The organism is Novacetimonas hansenii, from assembly GCF_014843995.1.
Taxonomy (GTDB): Bacteria; Pseudomonadota; Alphaproteobacteria; order Acetobacterales; family Acetobacteraceae; genus Novacetimonas; species Novacetimonas hansenii.
The window spans coordinates 2,229,633-2,243,377 of record NZ_CP062147.1 but is presented as its reverse complement, the minus strand read 5'-3'; the positions used below and the strand labels follow the sequence as shown (position 1 = coordinate 2,243,377).

Annotated in this window: 18 protein-coding genes and 1 pseudogene; 16 read left to right on the top strand and 3 right to left on the bottom strand. The window is 56.4% G+C overall.

Annotation, left to right across the window (positions count from 1 at the left end):
* Positions 1–290: 290 nt before the first annotated feature.
* On the bottom strand, positions 291–635 hold the full coding sequence (locus IFJ82_RS09835) for a helix-turn-helix transcriptional regulator (protein WP_192264287.1): 345 nt from the start codon (positions 633–635) through the stop codon (positions 291–293).
* Positions 636–942: 307 nt separating this feature from the next.
* On the opposite strand from IFJ82_RS09835, the gene IFJ82_RS09825 reads away from it, so the two are divergent.
* The gene (locus IFJ82_RS09825) at positions 943–1,368 is read left to right on the top strand and encodes a hypothetical protein (protein ID WP_192264282.1); all 426 of its coding nucleotides are present in this window, start codon (positions 943–945) and stop codon (positions 1,366–1,368) included.
* Positions 1,368–1,841, top strand: a complete 474-nt coding sequence (ssb, locus tag IFJ82_RS09820; RefSeq protein WP_192264279.1) for a single-stranded DNA-binding protein — start codon at positions 1,368–1,370, stop codon at positions 1,839–1,841. The genes IFJ82_RS09825 and ssb overlap by 1 nt, the downstream gene beginning before the upstream one ends.
* A gap of 6 nt (positions 1,842–1,847) precedes the next feature.
* Here ssb and IFJ82_RS09815 read toward each other — a convergent pair whose 3' ends face one another.
* Entirely contained in the window at positions 1,848–2,024 is a 177-nt protein-coding gene (locus IFJ82_RS09815) for a hypothetical protein (RefSeq protein ID WP_192264277.1), read from the bottom strand.
* A gap of 98 nt (positions 2,025–2,122) precedes the next feature.
* On the opposite strand from IFJ82_RS09815, the gene IFJ82_RS09810 reads away from it, so the two are divergent.
* The 9 genes and pseudogenes from IFJ82_RS09810 to IFJ82_RS09775 all read left to right on the top strand — a co-directional run bounded on the left by IFJ82_RS09810 (position 2,123) and on the right by IFJ82_RS09775 (position 7,556).
* A complete protein-coding gene (locus IFJ82_RS09810) occupies positions 2,123–2,515 on the top strand; it encodes a hypothetical protein (RefSeq protein ID WP_075595551.1) in 393 nt (130 codons plus the stop codon).
* Positions 2,516–2,573: 58 nt separating this feature from the next.
* Complete coding sequence (locus tag IFJ82_RS09805) at positions 2,574–2,804, top strand: hypothetical protein (RefSeq protein WP_192264274.1); 231 nt, start codon at positions 2,574–2,576, stop codon at positions 2,802–2,804.
* Positions 2,794–3,261, top strand: a pseudogene (locus IFJ82_RS16010) (DNA cytosine methyltransferase); the annotation flags it as partial. The gene IFJ82_RS09805 and the pseudogene IFJ82_RS16010, both read left to right, overlap by 11 nt.
* A 421-nt stretch (positions 3,262–3,682) precedes the next feature.
* Entirely contained in the window at positions 3,683–3,964 is a 282-nt protein-coding gene (locus IFJ82_RS15735) for a hypothetical protein (RefSeq protein ID WP_225578870.1), read from the top strand.
* 201 nt (positions 3,965–4,165) lie between these two features.
* Positions 4,166–4,582: a hypothetical protein gene (locus IFJ82_RS09795; RefSeq protein ID WP_192264269.1), complete on the top strand. Its 417-nt coding sequence runs from the start codon at positions 4,166–4,168 to the stop codon at positions 4,580–4,582.
* Positions 4,579–5,343 (top strand): hypothetical protein, encoded by a 765-nt coding sequence (locus IFJ82_RS09790; protein ID WP_192264266.1) that lies wholly within the window; start codon positions 4,579–4,581, stop codon positions 5,341–5,343. The genes IFJ82_RS09795 and IFJ82_RS09790 overlap by 4 nt, the downstream gene beginning before the upstream one ends.
* Positions 5,340–6,239 carry a YdaU family protein gene (locus IFJ82_RS09785; RefSeq protein ID WP_192264264.1) on the top strand — a complete coding sequence of 300 codons (900 nt, stop codon included), beginning with the start codon at positions 5,340–5,342 and terminating at the stop codon, positions 6,237–6,239. Before IFJ82_RS09790 ends, IFJ82_RS09785 begins: the two co-directional genes overlap by 4 nt.
* Positions 6,236–6,934, top strand: a complete 699-nt coding sequence (locus tag IFJ82_RS09780) for a hypothetical protein (protein WP_192264262.1) — start codon at positions 6,236–6,238, stop codon at positions 6,932–6,934. The genes IFJ82_RS09785 and IFJ82_RS09780 overlap by 4 nt, the downstream gene beginning before the upstream one ends.
* A gap of 385 nt (positions 6,935–7,319) precedes the next feature.
* The gene (locus IFJ82_RS09775; RefSeq protein WP_192264259.1) at positions 7,320–7,556 is read left to right on the top strand and encodes a hypothetical protein; all 237 of its coding nucleotides are present in this window, start codon (positions 7,320–7,322) and stop codon (positions 7,554–7,556) included.
* Positions 7,557–7,624: 68 nt separating this feature from the next.
* Here the strand turns inward: IFJ82_RS09775 and IFJ82_RS09770 are convergent, their stop codons facing one another.
* Positions 7,625–8,188 carry a hypothetical protein gene (locus IFJ82_RS09770; RefSeq protein WP_192264256.1) on the bottom strand — a complete coding sequence of 188 codons (564 nt, stop codon included), beginning with the start codon at positions 8,186–8,188 and terminating at the stop codon, positions 7,625–7,627.
* Positions 8,189–8,775: 587 nt separating this feature from the next.
* Here IFJ82_RS09770 and IFJ82_RS09765 point away from each other — a divergent pair.
* The 5 genes from IFJ82_RS09765 to IFJ82_RS09745 all read left to right on the top strand — a co-directional run bounded on the left by IFJ82_RS09765 (position 8,776) and on the right by IFJ82_RS09745 (position 13,634).
* Positions 8,776–9,321, top strand: coding sequence for a hypothetical protein (locus IFJ82_RS09765; RefSeq protein WP_192264253.1), 546 nt, complete (start codon positions 8,776–8,778; stop codon positions 9,319–9,321).
* Between the two features lie 297 nt (positions 9,322–9,618).
* Entirely contained in the window at positions 9,619–10,128 is a 510-nt protein-coding gene (locus IFJ82_RS09760; RefSeq protein ID WP_192264250.1) for a terminase small subunit, read from the top strand.
* Complete coding sequence (locus IFJ82_RS09755; protein WP_192264248.1) at positions 10,128–11,438, top strand: phage terminase large subunit; 1,311 nt, start codon at positions 10,128–10,130, stop codon at positions 11,436–11,438. The genes IFJ82_RS09760 and IFJ82_RS09755 overlap by 1 nt, the downstream gene beginning before the upstream one ends.
* Positions 11,439–11,453: 15 nt before the next feature.
* Entirely contained in the window at positions 11,454–12,971 is a 1,518-nt protein-coding gene (locus IFJ82_RS09750) for a phage portal protein (RefSeq protein WP_192264245.1), read from the top strand.
* Positions 12,972–13,016: 45 nt separating this feature from the next.
* A complete protein-coding gene (locus IFJ82_RS09745; RefSeq protein WP_192264242.1) occupies positions 13,017–13,634 on the top strand; it encodes a phage scaffolding protein in 618 nt (205 codons plus the stop codon).
* The last annotated feature ends 111 nt before the right edge of the window (positions 13,635–13,745 follow it).

Below are 13,745 nucleotides of genomic sequence, written 5' to 3'. Positions count from 1 at the left end.
TTTCAATGGAGAGTGGGGCAGTAAACATCTTCGTTCCTGGTGGATGTCCTTCTGAAGTCCACATAACCCTACCGAAAATACTTTTTGGGCAGCGCACTAAATGATCTAGGTGCAGTAAGCAGGATTCAGTCACGAGATTCTTTACCTGCATTCATTTGGCGATTGCCGCATAACCCATATCCAAATTCCGTATACCCTCCCAAGTCTCTGGTCTGATATCGTTCCATGAGAACGAAAGGGAAACAATGAACGGGAACGCGGCAAAAGACCTACGGGCGATGGGGGATGGGCTAGGCTGCATTGGTGTCGATTCTGGCCTTGAGAAGCGCCATCAGACCGAGACGCTCTTCATCGCTCATAGCGCGCCAGATCTTGAGCAAAACGCGCTCAAAATCATCATGCGGGATGTCCTCGGAGCTTTGGACCGAAGGAACCGAAAGGCCCGCAAGATAGTCCAGGGAAACATCATAGTACTGGGCTAACGCACTAATCGTTTTGATGCTCCCGTCCTTCTTTCCTGCTTCGATATCGGAAAGGTAGGAACGACTGATTCCAACGGCCTCACCAACGTCAACTTGGTTGAGACCTTTCCCTTCGCGGGCGCGTCGCAGTCGTGTGCCGATGGTGTCACTCATTGGGACATCATTTCATCATTCCAAAAATTATGTGCCTCCTTAAGAGACATTTTCGCTTGACGCGGAACGTCTCTTTAAGAGACATATTGGATATGGAACCAGCAGAACTCATATCCCTAGCCGGTGGCGCATCTAAGCTGTCCCGCGATCTTGGGATGAAAACGCATTCCGCCGTGTTGAAGTGGAAGGCGATCCCCGTCTGTCACCTGATTAGGCTTGAACAGATATATGAAATCCCCCGCGAACAACTGCGCCCGGACCTTTTCCGAGGCGTGACGGTCGTGCGCCCGGAAGGGGAGGGGGTGCGATGACACAGCGGATTGAAATGGCAGGACAGGTCTTTGGCTTCTTGCAGGTCATCGAGCATGTCGGGTGGAAACCTGGGGATTCATCCTCGTGGAAGTGCCTATGTTTGCGCTGCGGTGGGCTTCATGTCGCAAAATCCTATTATCTGCGTACAGGTCGCTCCACGCAGTGCCGCAAATGCAGGCTGAAGGAATTGTCGCAAGAAAGGAGCGGCATGACTAACGGCGCCCCGCGTTCCGTTCGGGGTCGGCCGCCGAAGCCATGCGAGATGACGTATATTGAAAAGTCGTACCGCAAGATGCTCGCCGCCAAGGAGTGGCTTGAGGTGAACAATAATATTCGCCTGAACAATTTCACTGAGGTCCGGCTTTACGACCAATTGATACGGCGTGACGTGGATAAAATTTCGCACAGGATGGCACTCTGATGGCTGGATCAGTGAATAAGGTAATTATTGTCGGCAATCTTGGGAAAGATCCTGAAATCCGTACATCTCAGAGCGGAAAGAAGATCGTAAACTTAACGGTTGCGACCAGTGAAACATGGAGCGACCGCGCATCCGGTGAGCGTAAGGAGCGCACCGAATGGCATAGGGTTGTTGTATTCAATGAGCGTCTGGCCGATATGGCCGAACGTTTCTTGCGCAAGGGCCGCAAGATCTATCTTGAAGGGGCCATTCAAACCCGGAAATGGACAGATCAGAGCGGGCAGGAGCGTTATGCTACCGAGATCGTCATAGCGGCGTTTCGCGGCGAAATTGTGCTTCTGGACAGTCCAGGAAATGGTTCTGGCGCATCTCCCGTTCAACAGGGACAGCCCCGCCAGCAGGGGAGCCATCAGCGTTCAGGCGGATGGGATGCGCCATCCGGCAACGACCTGGACGACGAGATCCCATTTTAGGATGCCCTACCGCCCCGCCAGTTCCGTAGCCACCAGTGCTGCGAGGAATTGCCGTTCCTCAATGGTGGCATACGGATGCATCGCGGCCCAGGCGCATGCCAGGGTTCGGAGCATCCACGGGATCGTCGGGGCGAATGGTTGTTCGCATAGGCCATCAGCGGATTCGATTGGTGGTTTCTCCATACTGGTTTTCTCCGGTTCCGTTCGTCGCTGTTCGGAAGATGGAGAAAACTTTGTCCGCACAGAAAGAAAAATTTTCCGTGAGAGCAGAAAGGGTGAAAATGAACACGCCTGAAGCGATCGCGACCAATGTTCAGGCGAATCTTCACGCGATCGCCGGGACTTTCGGCGCGCGTGCCGCTTTGAAAGAAGTTTTCAGCCGCCTGTCGCTGCATACCGGTCTGACCGCCGGGCAGGTCAAGCGGCTCTGGTACGGGGAATGGCACGTCATACCGGCGCATGTGTTCCTGACCGTCCAGAAGTCATACCGCAAACACATGGCGCGTGCAGAACGGCAGGCCGAACATCAGGCCGCCATCTACCGCGCCCTAAGCAATGAATGGGACGACACATGGGGAGATACATCCTCCTTAGACGTGCCGCCATCACTCGATGGCGAGCGGTCCGCTCACTCCGGCGCGCAACCTCCTTGCGTCGATGGGCTGAATATTTGAGCGAACGGGCCGACCGCCTGGAGCGTCGGGCCAATGAACTGAAGCGGGAGGCCGGGGAATGAGCCGAAACACCCTCACCGACATTGATGTGCATCGGATAGTTTCCCAAGCGATCAACAAAGCGGGGACAGCGCAGGCTTTCGCAGACCGGGTTGGCATTTCAAGATCGGCCCTTAGCAAACAGCGAAATGCCCATACAGCACAGGGATACACTCCCGCAGTATTGCGCGCGGCTGGCGTCAAGGTTTTTCAGCCGCCGCGTGAATATTACCTGATGGATGATGTTTAATGCCATGCGCGTCTACTACAACGAGTGGGACAAACCCACAGCAGCGTGGCTGCACGAACTCGGCGCCAGACATCATCTGCCAGCCGGGCACGTCGATACCAGGTCAATTCGAGATGTTCACGCCGGAGATGTGCGCGAATTCGACCAATGTCATTTCTTTGCAGGTATTGGCGGATGGCCGCTCGCCCTGCGCCTCGCAGGATACGAGCGCCTGCCATGCTGGACAGGATCGCCGCCGTGTCAGCCATTCTCTGTCGCTGGACAGCAGCGCGGAAACGACGACGAACGGCACCTTGCGCCAGTCTGGCTTGATCTCGTCCGCGAGTGCAAACCTCCAATTTTGCTTGGGGAACAGGTTGAAGCGGCGATTAGGCACGGATGGCTCGATGATCTATTCGATGCGCTGGAGCGAGAAGGTTACACCTGCGGGGCGGCAGTATTGCCAGCTTGTAGCGTCGGCGCGCCGCATATCCGCAAAAGACTGTTCTTCGGGGCGGTCCGGTTGGACGACGCCTCAAGCGCACGATACGACAGGACGATCTCAAGGTCAGAAAGCCAAGCACGGGACGAAGCACGGATGTGCATGTCTGGTGAGGGATGCGCAGCTTTCAGGCTGGCCGACGCCCACAAAGGGCAATGCGGACGGATCTCAGATGGCGAAGGATGCCAGTCCGACCGGACGCAGACCGGATGGGTCGAAGGCGACTGTGTCGCTCAATCACATCGCCAGCCTGACGGGTTGGCCTACCCCATGCTCTCAGGACGGCCCGAAGGGAGGGCCGGGGCAGGGATCAGACCGGCTTCCCGGCGCAGCGTCTCTGACAGGCTGGCCGACACCGACAACGCGGGACCACAAAGACGGCAGGGAGTGTCCGAATGTGCCGACGAACAGCCTGCTAGGTCGCGAGGTGTGGAAGGCGGACCAGCCGATCCGCATCACAGCTTCTGGTCAGGTGCTGACTGGATCGGATGCCGGGACGGTAAGTTCCGGCCAGTTGAACCCGGAATTTTCCCTTTGGTTGATGGGTTTCCCAGCCGCGTGGGCCTCCTGCGGGGTGCAGGCAATGCAATCGTCCCGCAAGCCGCAGCGGCCTTCATCCAAGAATTCATCGGCGCGTTCGTCGAAATCCAAGAAAATACGGGAGGCTGAAAATGTCTGACCGCACATGGACCCGCGTATCTGGCGTGGACCGGGACGGCACATATTTCGTGGGGATCTACAACGTTCGGTCTGAGCGTGAGGCGCGCGAGTGGCTGAGAACTGAAAATAACGATTGGATCAGAGGTCGCCTGACCGGCCTGCGCTATGAGGCGTTGGGGCCGGGCGATCGGGTGTGTCCGTTTCCGGGGATGATGGCAGCATGATACGATTTACCCTCCCCAAGCCATTCCCGTTGCTGAATCACAGCATCGGACAGAGCCGTTTTGCGCTCACAGGCATGCGTCGGAAGATGGCGCGGGCGGTTGCAGATGCAGCGCTTCACCTGCGGCCGTCAGAGCCTTTCCAGCGCGCGCATGTGCTGATCGAGCGCCATTCGGCTGGCACGCCCGATAAAGACGGCCTGTATGGGGGCGCGAAGTTCCTGGTGGATGCCCTGACGACGCCGCGTCTTCTGAACGTCCGCACGCCGGGCGCACGACAGCGCGTGAAGAACAAGCGCGGACTTGGTTTTGTTGTTGATGATGCCCCCAAGCATATGACCCTTGAGGTCAGATCCGTGAAATGCCGCCTGTGTGAGCAGCGGACCGTTGTTACGATTACTGAGGTGGCGGCATGAGCAAGAAATTACCAATCCTGTTCGGTTCTGAAATGGTGCGCGCTCTTCTGGACGGCCGAAAGACGCAGACGCGGCGGGTTATCAGTCCTAACAAGAGATTTCCACATCACAACATATGCCGACCCGATAAGGCTTTCTTCGATCATCAGGTATGGTTTCATGGAGAATATGAATCTGTTGGTGTGATGGTTGATGCACCATACAGCGTTGGCGATCTTCTGTGGGTGCGTGAGACATTTTGGATTGCGGAACACTATAGCTACGGGTCAACCCCAGGAGGGTGTGAAATACCTGCGCCGCCTTTGGCGTATCGTCGGGGTGATCCTGTTTTCTATGCGGCAGACGGAAACCCACCCAATGTTGGAAACCGTACATATGGGCCAGAAGGGTTGCGGAATGGTGCATTTGCGGCCCCAGATCCGTATGCAATATGGATTCAGAATCCCTCTATCCATATGCCCCGCTGGGCTAGCCGCGTGACCCTGCGCGTCACCAACATCTGTGCGCAACGGTTGCAGGATATTTCCGAGGATGATGCACGGGCGGAAGGGGTTAAGGGTGAATCATTCGGTCGCCACATGCTGTGGTCCGGACGAGGTTCTGAACGACCTACGTTATCATCGGCGCGGCAGGCTTTCTTGGACCATATCTGGACTGACCTGTACGGAGAGCATGAGACAAAATCCGTATGCGCAAACCCATGGGTCTGGGTCTATAAATTCGATGTCATTCGCGCGAATGTGGATGAGGTGGCGGCATGAGTAAGCGCTCAAAAACCGACCTTTGGATGCCTGTTTATATTGGGGATTATCTTGCCGATACGATGCGACTTTCTACCATTCAGCACGGCGCATATTTCTTGCTGATGATGGAGTATTGGAGGCAAGGCCCATTACCTGATGACGCTGATGAATTATCTTCTATTGCCAGGGCCGATCGTAAGGTGTGGGACAAATCCATATGGCCCGTCCTAAAGCGTTATTTTCATAAGGAAAATGATGGTCTTTTGCACCAAAAGAGAGCGGATGCAGAGCGTGCTTTTGCTGATGAAAAGAGATCCAAACGCATCGATGCTGCAAATGCAAGATGGCGCAAAGAAACATCCAATAGAGATGCAAATGCATATGCAAATGCATCACGTTTGGATGAGCAAAGCAGTATGCAAACTTCATGCAAAGACGATCCTACGTGCGCGTCACGCCCGCGCGCGTCACCATCACCATCACCTTCTTCACTACGTTCAGAAAATACACTCACTTCGTTCGTGACACCGGCTGCGCCGTCGTCGCATGCAGTCGCTGAGGTTGCACCTGATCTGCTCGGGCCCGGGAATGTGGTTCCCTTGGCACCAGATGCCCGGACGGTTCTGTTCCGGCAGGGCCTGGATGCTCTGGTGAGCATGACCGGCAAAACGCAACCCGCTGCCCGGCGGTTGATGGGTAAGTGGCTCAAGGCCACGAAGGACAATGCCCAATTGCTCAGCGCCATCCTGTTCGAATGTTCGCAGGCCCGTCCTATCGAGGCCATCCCATGGATCGAAGGCGCAATTCGAAATCGCACGGGGTCGAAGCTCGACGCCATGGCCCGCGACTGGCGGCTTGATGAAATCGACCTTGACGCAGCGGCGGAAGAGGATTGCCGGAGGCAGGGAATTTGAACCAAATATCTGATCTGCGGAGCGCCGAGGCTCCCGAGCATGCCCAGCATATCGCCGCGTGGCTGCGGAAGCTGGCCGCACTGGTCAGTCGCCGGTCCGAGGATTGCGGTCGGGACCAGATGGCCCTTTACGCCGAAATGCTGATCCGGGATTACCCTCGGGCGGCGTTCACCACTGCGTCACTGCAATTCGTCGCAGAATCCTGCGAATGGTGGCCGCCATACGCCGTCCTGCGGAAGCTGTTGGGCGAACACTGGAGCGCGTTCCAGCGCAACCGACGCGACGGGAAGCTGGCGCAAATCTCTGGACGTGGGGCTGCAAAACCCCTGGAGGGAGATGACCTCCAGTGGCGCCGATATTTCGACCGTGGGGAAATGGCCCGTTGGGCGCAGGCGGACGAAACGACAATCGAGGCCGCCGAAACCGCGTTCCGTCGCGACCGTGCGTTGAGCCTGATCCGCCAGCAGTCCCCTGCGGCCTACGAGGACATCACCGGGCAGCCGGGGCGTGAGCCGGCCAGCAACGCGCTCTGGGGCGACCCGGAATGCCTGCGGCGATCGCTCCGGGATGCGTCGCACAGCCCGATGCAGGCGGATTTTGCGCGGATGGCACGCAGCGCGGTGGAAAAATACGCCCCCCAAAACCTCCCGATCGTTGACGAATTTTTCCCGCGTCATGGCGTGGATGGGGGTTAAAAACAGGTGCCAATGCTGATTTTTCTGTGTTAAAATCAGCGAAGATGAAAAACAGCGCATCACGCGGGCATGACGGGAATGGGCGTCGCTTCTGTTCGTTCCCCGCAATCTGAACCGTGGTGGCGATACGAATATGCCCTTGAGGCCGTCGAGGTTTGCCGCTGAGTGCGATGAAATGACCATCAGCACCGATGGTAGGGGTAAATCACCAGCGGGACGGAAAACGGCTCCTGCGTGCAAGTTGGAGATTTTGGGTTGTGGGCAATGCGGGGTAGGGTAGGGCGATGAGCAAATGGGAGGCCATTGCTTCGATTGTCGATACGATCGGGGCGGCCATCATAGCCGTAGGTTTGGCGGTCAGTATTGCGTGGATGATCGTGGGGACATGGCCATGATCGTTGAAGGTAAGGGGATTGATCCTGAAATCGTGGAATGGTTCACGGGGTATATCTTGCGCCAGAAAGAGCCGTTTACGGCATGCGAAATGGAAGAAAAGGCGCGCCGGAATGGGGTGATGGGCGTAGTTGCACACCGCTTCGTTGACCGTATTTTCCAGAAGATGCGCAAGGCCGGAAAAATCAAGTTTGTTGGTGGTTACTGGTCGGTGGCGGAGGGCGCATGATCGGCGATCGCTAGCGGGACCGTCACATCTGACGTTCCCGCCTTATGGCGTCAGGGGAGGAATTGAGCCTACTTGCCGGTCGGTGGTTCAACCATAAACCGTATGTCGTCATACTGCTTGGAGATGGTAGCTATTAGCGGAATTTGGGATGCATTAAGGATATTTTTCTCCATAATTTCGGTAGAGACAGATGAATCTATCATCGAATAAAACATGTTTTTGTACAAATCCAAATCATTGGGATGCAGATGTTTTATTATCTCTTTTGCCTTTACGATTGCTGTGGAAATATTTGATAAACATTTCTCAATGTTCGGGTATTTTTCTGCTTCGTCGGGTTCGATTGTTTTTTTGTGTGCCAGTTTGATTGCTTCATTGCATTGGTCGGATAAGGATCGGAGTATTTCAGACATATATGATATTTGAGAAGATTTATTCTGTTCTTTCGAAATTTTATAGGCGTAGAATCCAATAACAACAGTAGTTATCGCTGTGAAAAATGAGAGTATGGACGCGCTCCATGTGGCGTGGTCGCCTATATCTGAGGTTATGGTGGATGGAAGTATAAATGAAACAAGGAAAATGATTATTATCAACAGAATCGCGATGACGATAATTAGTTTATTTTTCATGTATCTGTCCTACATCATGTTATGACGAATTGAATCATCCATTTCACGGTATCAGTATTTATCCGTGGGAGCAGCCGTTTTCTTGTGCGCGCACCCGCATGAAGGATGGCGGTGCCGCAAAATACCACCACGCGGCAGCGGGTGGTTATGTACGTTTTTACTGTACATGTATCGGGTTTTGTGGTTATATTGCGGTATGTCTGAAATAAGGAATTTCTGGCGCTCTTTAGCCTTATTCCTACTTACGATCCCGCCGATTTCTGCGGTGTGCTGGGTGGCCATGCGAAATGACTGACACGCTGAAAATCGCCCTGATATGGGGGCTTTTCCTTCTGGTCGCCGTCCCCGTATCCGCCATTTCGTGGGTGCTGGTCTGGTGGTATGGGGTATCGGAATGGGCATGATCCCACGCGCACAACGACGTTTCCAGCAGGAAATGCAGGCAAGGGGCTGGGTCGTATCCGTCTCACGCGGTGGCCACCTCCGGTGGGTCCATAATAACGGGGCCATATATTTCTCTGCCGCAACGCCCGGAGACCGCAGAGCCATGAAAAACGCACGGGCAGCTATGAGGAGGTTGGGGAATAATGGCAACTGCCGAACTTGATCGTGTGGCCCGAATACTGAAATCGGATCGGCGCTACAATCGTCTGTGCCGGGAAATCGCAGCCGGGACAGCACCAGACCCGGGCGCGGATGGGCCAGCATCCCTGCGTCGGAAAATCGTGCAACACGCGATTGCGATTGCGGGATCGGGTGGACAACTGCAATCAGTGCGCCGGGTTTCGGATGAATGTGCGCTGGACAGGTTCTATAACCGCCCCAATGGGACGCTGACGCCGAAGCAGTACGCTGCTGGCCTGCGGTTCCGTCGTGCGTGGCTGCGATCTGCGCGCCGGGCGCGTGTCACGCAAACCTATGATACGCAGGAAATTGAATGCGGTGGCGATCTGAATGGGCAGGAAAATTCCTGCTATGCGCGTGAATTGGTATCTGAGGCGCTGAAGGTGCTGTCGGCAGCGCAGCGACGTGCAATCGTGGCCGTCTGCGGGGAGGATGAGCGCGTGGGAATGCGCGGCAAAACGATCTGTCACGGTCTGGATAAACTGGTCGATCTGTGGTGCATAAAATAACACTTGTACTTTTTCCAGTAACATGCATTATTCGATATACCATGGAATAAATGCGCCACATCGGAACGCAATCTTCCGCCATCACAGATGGTGGTTTTTCGTGTGCGCGCATCATTATCCCATGTTGGTTTCGGGCGGCTGATAACCTTACGGTTCTGGCACGGAGCCGATATCCCAGCCTCCCTAACCGGTCGGAGCCCGTTAATTTCATTGCCGACCGGCATGGGCAAATCCTGTCAGCCCGCAAGTAACGGGGGATAAGGCGGGGAGTGCAACCTTAAACAAGGGAAATTGCCAATGGCGAACCTGACGCCAAAACAGGCGCGGTTCGTCGAGGAATATCTTGTCGATCTGAACGCCACGCAGGCGGCAATCCGTGCCGGATACAGCAAAAAGACCGCGGTTCAAATCGGTCATGAAAACCTGACAAAACCAGATATCCAGGCTGCGATTGCGGAAGCGCAGTTAGAACGGTCCAAGCGGACCGAGATCACGCAGGATCGGGTTCTTCAGGAGTTGGCAAAGCTTGGTTTCAGCGATATCCGAAACATCTTTGGAGATGATGGTGAACTAAAAAGCCCTGCTGATATGGACCCGGCGGTCTCTGCATCGGTGGCGTCGATTGAAGTCATATTGCGCGCAGTTCCGGGTTCTCCGGGTGAAGTCGAGAAGGTCGCCAAGGTGAAGTCGTGGGATAAGTTGGGGGCACTGACGCAGATCGGTCGGCACCTCGGTATGTTCAAAGACAAGTTGGAAACAACCGGCAACATCACCATGAACATCACGAAAGATGACGACGCGCTGTAATGGTCGCCAAACTCAATCCAGCCCAGCAGGAGGCAAACCGGCTGCTGGGTTCCCCGGCGGCACATGTCCTGCTGCGCGGCGGGTCGCGATCGGGTAAAACATTTCTTCTGATCCGGGCGTTGGTCATTCGGGCCGCCAAGGCACCAGGAACGCGTCACGGAATTTTCCGTCACCGGTTCAATGCCCTGAAACACTCCATCATCGGTGATACCTTCCCCAAGGTGATGCGGCTGTGCTTCCCCGGTGTGCCGTATAACCTGAACCGCACGGACTGGTTTGTAACCCTGCCGAACGGATCTGAAATCCTGTTCCATGGTCTGGACAGTTCCGAGCGCACAGAGAAAATTCTTGGTCTTGAGTTTGCTACGGTCTATCTAAACGAAGCCAGCCAGATCAGTTATGGCGCGCGGAATATGCTCCTGACGCGTCTGGCGCAGAAATCGTCACTAAACGTCAAAGAGTATATCGACGCCAACCCGCCGACGACTTCGCACTGGCTCTACAGTCTGTTTGAACGCCATGTCGAACCGAAATCCGGTGAGCCGATTCCTGATCCTGCTGACTACGCGACAATGCAGATCAATCCAGACAGTAATCGTGAAAATCTGTCGCCGGAATACCTGAAGCAGTTGGAAAGCCTGCCGGAGAAAGAGCGCCAGCGGTTCCTGTTTGGCAATTACCAGACCGCGATCGAAGGCGCGTTGTGGACGCTGGATCGCATCCGGCGTGAGGCGGCGATAACGGACGCCAACCGTGCTGATGTGATGTCGCGCATGCGGCGGATTGTGGTGGCGGTTGATCCATCGGGATGTTCGGGGCCGGAAGATTATCGTTCGGATGAGATAGGTATTTCGGTGTGCGGGGTTGATGTTGACGGTATCGGGCATGTGCTGGCGGACCTGTCATGCCGCACCGGTCCCGCTGGCTGGGCCAAGGTCGCGCTGGATGCGCTGGACCTGTGGCGCGGTGATCGTATTGTGGCTGAAAAGAATTTTGGCGGTGCGATGGTTGAAAGCACGATTAGGTCGGCACGCGCCACGGCTCCCGTCACCTTGGTCACGGCCTCACGCGGAAAGTTCGCACGGGCTGAACCCGTGGCCGCCCTTTATGAGCAGGGGAAAGTCATTCACCATGGCAGATTCCCTGATCTTGAAGATCAGTTATGCCAGTTTTCCATGTCTGGGTTTGAGGGCGCGCGATCACCAGACAGGGCCGATGCGCTGGTCTGGGCACTGACCGATCTTATGTTGGGGCCTCCGCCTGCCGCGCCTGCGCGTTTCGCGCCAACACGTTTCAATCTGGGCCGATAGCGGCCACGGGGTCGCATGGACTGGAAGCAGCTAAAAAAAACCTATCCGCAGGACAATGACCTTCCGGCGCGTGCAAATAACCTGACTGCGCTGATGAAAGTTCGGGATTGCACACAATACGACGCAATCCCGAATCCGTTCAGCAGCGAATATAACGGAGCAGGGGAATATATCCCGCTAAGCCAGCGCAGGCCGTCTGTTCGCACGAACATGTGCGCGACGGTGGTGGATGAGAGTGCGTCTCTGGTGTTTGGTGAATGCCACTGGCCGTCCCTGACCGCAGATGCCCCGGACGTTGCGGTTGTTATGGCCGACATTGACCGGGAATGCGCGTTGCCTGCGGTTATGATCGAGGCGGTTATCGCTGGCTCTGTCGGGTCGTCGGCGTTGCTGGTCGAGGTTGTGGACCGCGCACCCTGCGTGTCAATGCACGATACCCGGTTTCTCACGCCCGCGTGGGATGCTGCAAACAACCTGATCAGCGTAGTTGAGTGTTACAAGGTCAAAGGGGCCGATCTGGCCGCGAATGGCTGGCCCATCCCCGATGATGACAGAGCCACCATATTCTGGTGGCGCCGTGAGTGGGATAAAACCGCCTGCCAGGTTTACGTTCCAACCCGCGTAGGTGACGGGATGCCCGCCCGGATTGACACCGCACGCACCACCCAGCACGGGCTTGGATTTGTCCCGTGGATATGGATGGCTAATCTGGCGCAGCCGGGCATTGTGGACGGACCATGCACCTTCGAACGCGCGATTGATACGGTCATCGAGTGCGATTACCTGCTGTCGCAATCTGGGCGTGGTCTGAAATACAGTTCTGACCCCAAGCTGGTGATTAAGGCTGGGGCTGGCGATCCAGCAGGAGCGGACGGCGATAGCGGCACAACCGGTGGCGCATCATCGGCCCTGATCCTGCCAATGGATGGCGACGCCAAGATGTTGGAAATCAACGGTGACGCATCCGGCGCGATGCTGGCGCAATACAAGGAATTGCGCGCCATCGTGATGGAACAGATCCACGGCAACCGGGCCAGCGCAGACAAAATCAGCGCCGCGCAGTCCGGCCGCGCCATGGAGATGATGTGCCAATCGTTGGTATGGCTGGCCGACCGCCTGCGCCTGTCCTACGGCGAATACGGCCTATTGTCGCTGTATCGTATGGTCTGCCGGTTTTCCAGCGTAGTGGCTGGCGGCATTCGGATTGGTGGCAAGGATTACGTCAATCTGTCTGATGCCGGTCTGGCACTCCAATGGCCGCCCTACTTCCCCAGCACGGACCCTGAACTTCTCCAGTTGGCGCAGGGGCTGGCGACGGCTGTAGCTGGTGGATTCATGTCCAATGAGACCGCCTGCAACATCTATGCCGCCAAAGTCGGGGCAGCCAGCCCGCAGGAGGAATGGGGCAGGGTTTTGGCTGAACTGTCCAACCCTGCTCTGGTCGCCAAGCGACAGGATGCCGCGAATGCAGCCAAGGCCGACCGCCAGGCGGGCGCGGCCGGGCGCACAGAAACGCGTCAGGTCACGGCCTGACGTTCCCCCGGCTGATGCCGGATCATTCACACAACAGAGGGTCAGATGACCGAAAATACGTCGCCCGCAATCGATCCCAACACGGTGCGGGAACTCGAAAAGGCACGCGCCGATCTTGTGACGGTACGCAGTGAACTGAAATCCGCACGCGCTGAACGCGACACCATTCGCGGTGAGCGCGATGAGGCAATCAAGTCTCGTGACGGCCTCAAGGCACAGTTCGACAAGCAGAAGGTTGACGGCGAAAAGGCCCTGGCTGATGCGAATGCTGCCGTCGAGCAGGCCAAGGCCGACGCCGAAGCTGCGACCAAGGGGGCGACGGAAAAGGCGAACGCCGCCGTCATTCGCGCCGAGGCCAAGGCCGCCGCCGTCCGCCTGGGTGCCGTCAACCCCGAGGATGTGGTCAAGCTGATCGACCTGGGCACCGTCAAGATGGGCGAGAACGGTCAGGTCGAAGGCCTCGATGCGGTGATGGAAGCCGCCAAGGAAAGTCGTGGATATCTGTTTTCCGAACCGTCCAGGCCGGGGACCGAGACGGGCACGACCAAGACGACGCCCGCGCCCAAGGCCGGAGACCCTGCACCGTTCAACGCGGTAACGGCGGATGCGAAAGACGTGGCGGCAAATGCCGCTGCCCTCGGTCTGCGCTGGCCGCCCCGCTAACCTCAAATAATACTGCCGCCGATGCGTGCAACGCTGCCTGCTGATGCCGGGGCGAATTTCTGACATCAAGGATATAAACATGGCAATCGCCAATTTTCCCGCAGTTCTCCA

Bases quoted from the DNA above. Each gene is read 5' to 3' on its own strand.
- IFJ82_RS09835 (WP_192264287.1), bottom strand. From the start codon at position 635: ATGAGTGACACCATCGGCACACGACTGCGACGCGCCCGCGAAGGGAAA.
- IFJ82_RS09825 (WP_192264282.1), top strand. From the start codon at position 943: ATGACACAGCGGATTGAAATGGCAGGACAGGTCTTTGGCTTCTTGCAG.
- ssb (WP_192264279.1), top strand. From the start codon at position 1,368: ATGGCTGGATCAGTGAATAAGGTAATTATTGTCGGCAATCTTGGGAAA.
- IFJ82_RS09815 (WP_192264277.1), bottom strand. From the start codon at position 2,024: ATGGAGAAACCACCAATCGAATCCGCTGATGGCCTATGCGAACAACCA.
- IFJ82_RS09810 (WP_075595551.1), top strand. From the start codon at position 2,123: ATGAACACGCCTGAAGCGATCGCGACCAATGTTCAGGCGAATCTTCAC.
- IFJ82_RS09805 (WP_192264274.1), top strand. From the start codon at position 2,574: ATGAGCCGAAACACCCTCACCGACATTGATGTGCATCGGATAGTTTCC.
- IFJ82_RS09795 (WP_192264269.1), top strand. From the start codon at position 4,166: ATGATACGATTTACCCTCCCCAAGCCATTCCCGTTGCTGAATCACAGC.
- IFJ82_RS09790 (WP_192264266.1), top strand. From the start codon at position 4,579: ATGAGCAAGAAATTACCAATCCTGTTCGGTTCTGAAATGGTGCGCGCT.
- IFJ82_RS09785 (WP_192264264.1), top strand. From the start codon at position 5,340: ATGAGTAAGCGCTCAAAAACCGACCTTTGGATGCCTGTTTATATTGGG.
- IFJ82_RS09775 (WP_192264259.1), top strand. From the start codon at position 7,320: ATGGCCATGATCGTTGAAGGTAAGGGGATTGATCCTGAAATCGTGGAA.
- IFJ82_RS09770 (WP_192264256.1), bottom strand. From the start codon at position 8,188: ATGAAAAATAAACTAATTATCGTCATCGCGATTCTGTTGATAATAATC.
- IFJ82_RS09765 (WP_192264253.1), top strand. From the start codon at position 8,776: ATGGCAACTGCCGAACTTGATCGTGTGGCCCGAATACTGAAATCGGAT.
- IFJ82_RS09760 (WP_192264250.1), top strand. From the start codon at position 9,619: ATGGCGAACCTGACGCCAAAACAGGCGCGGTTCGTCGAGGAATATCTT.
- IFJ82_RS09755 (WP_192264248.1), top strand. From the start codon at position 10,128: ATGGTCGCCAAACTCAATCCAGCCCAGCAGGAGGCAAACCGGCTGCTG.
- IFJ82_RS09750 (WP_192264245.1), top strand. From the start codon at position 11,454: ATGGACTGGAAGCAGCTAAAAAAAACCTATCCGCAGGACAATGACCTT.
- IFJ82_RS09745 (WP_192264242.1), top strand. From the start codon at position 13,017: ATGACCGAAAATACGTCGCCCGCAATCGATCCCAACACGGTGCGGGAA.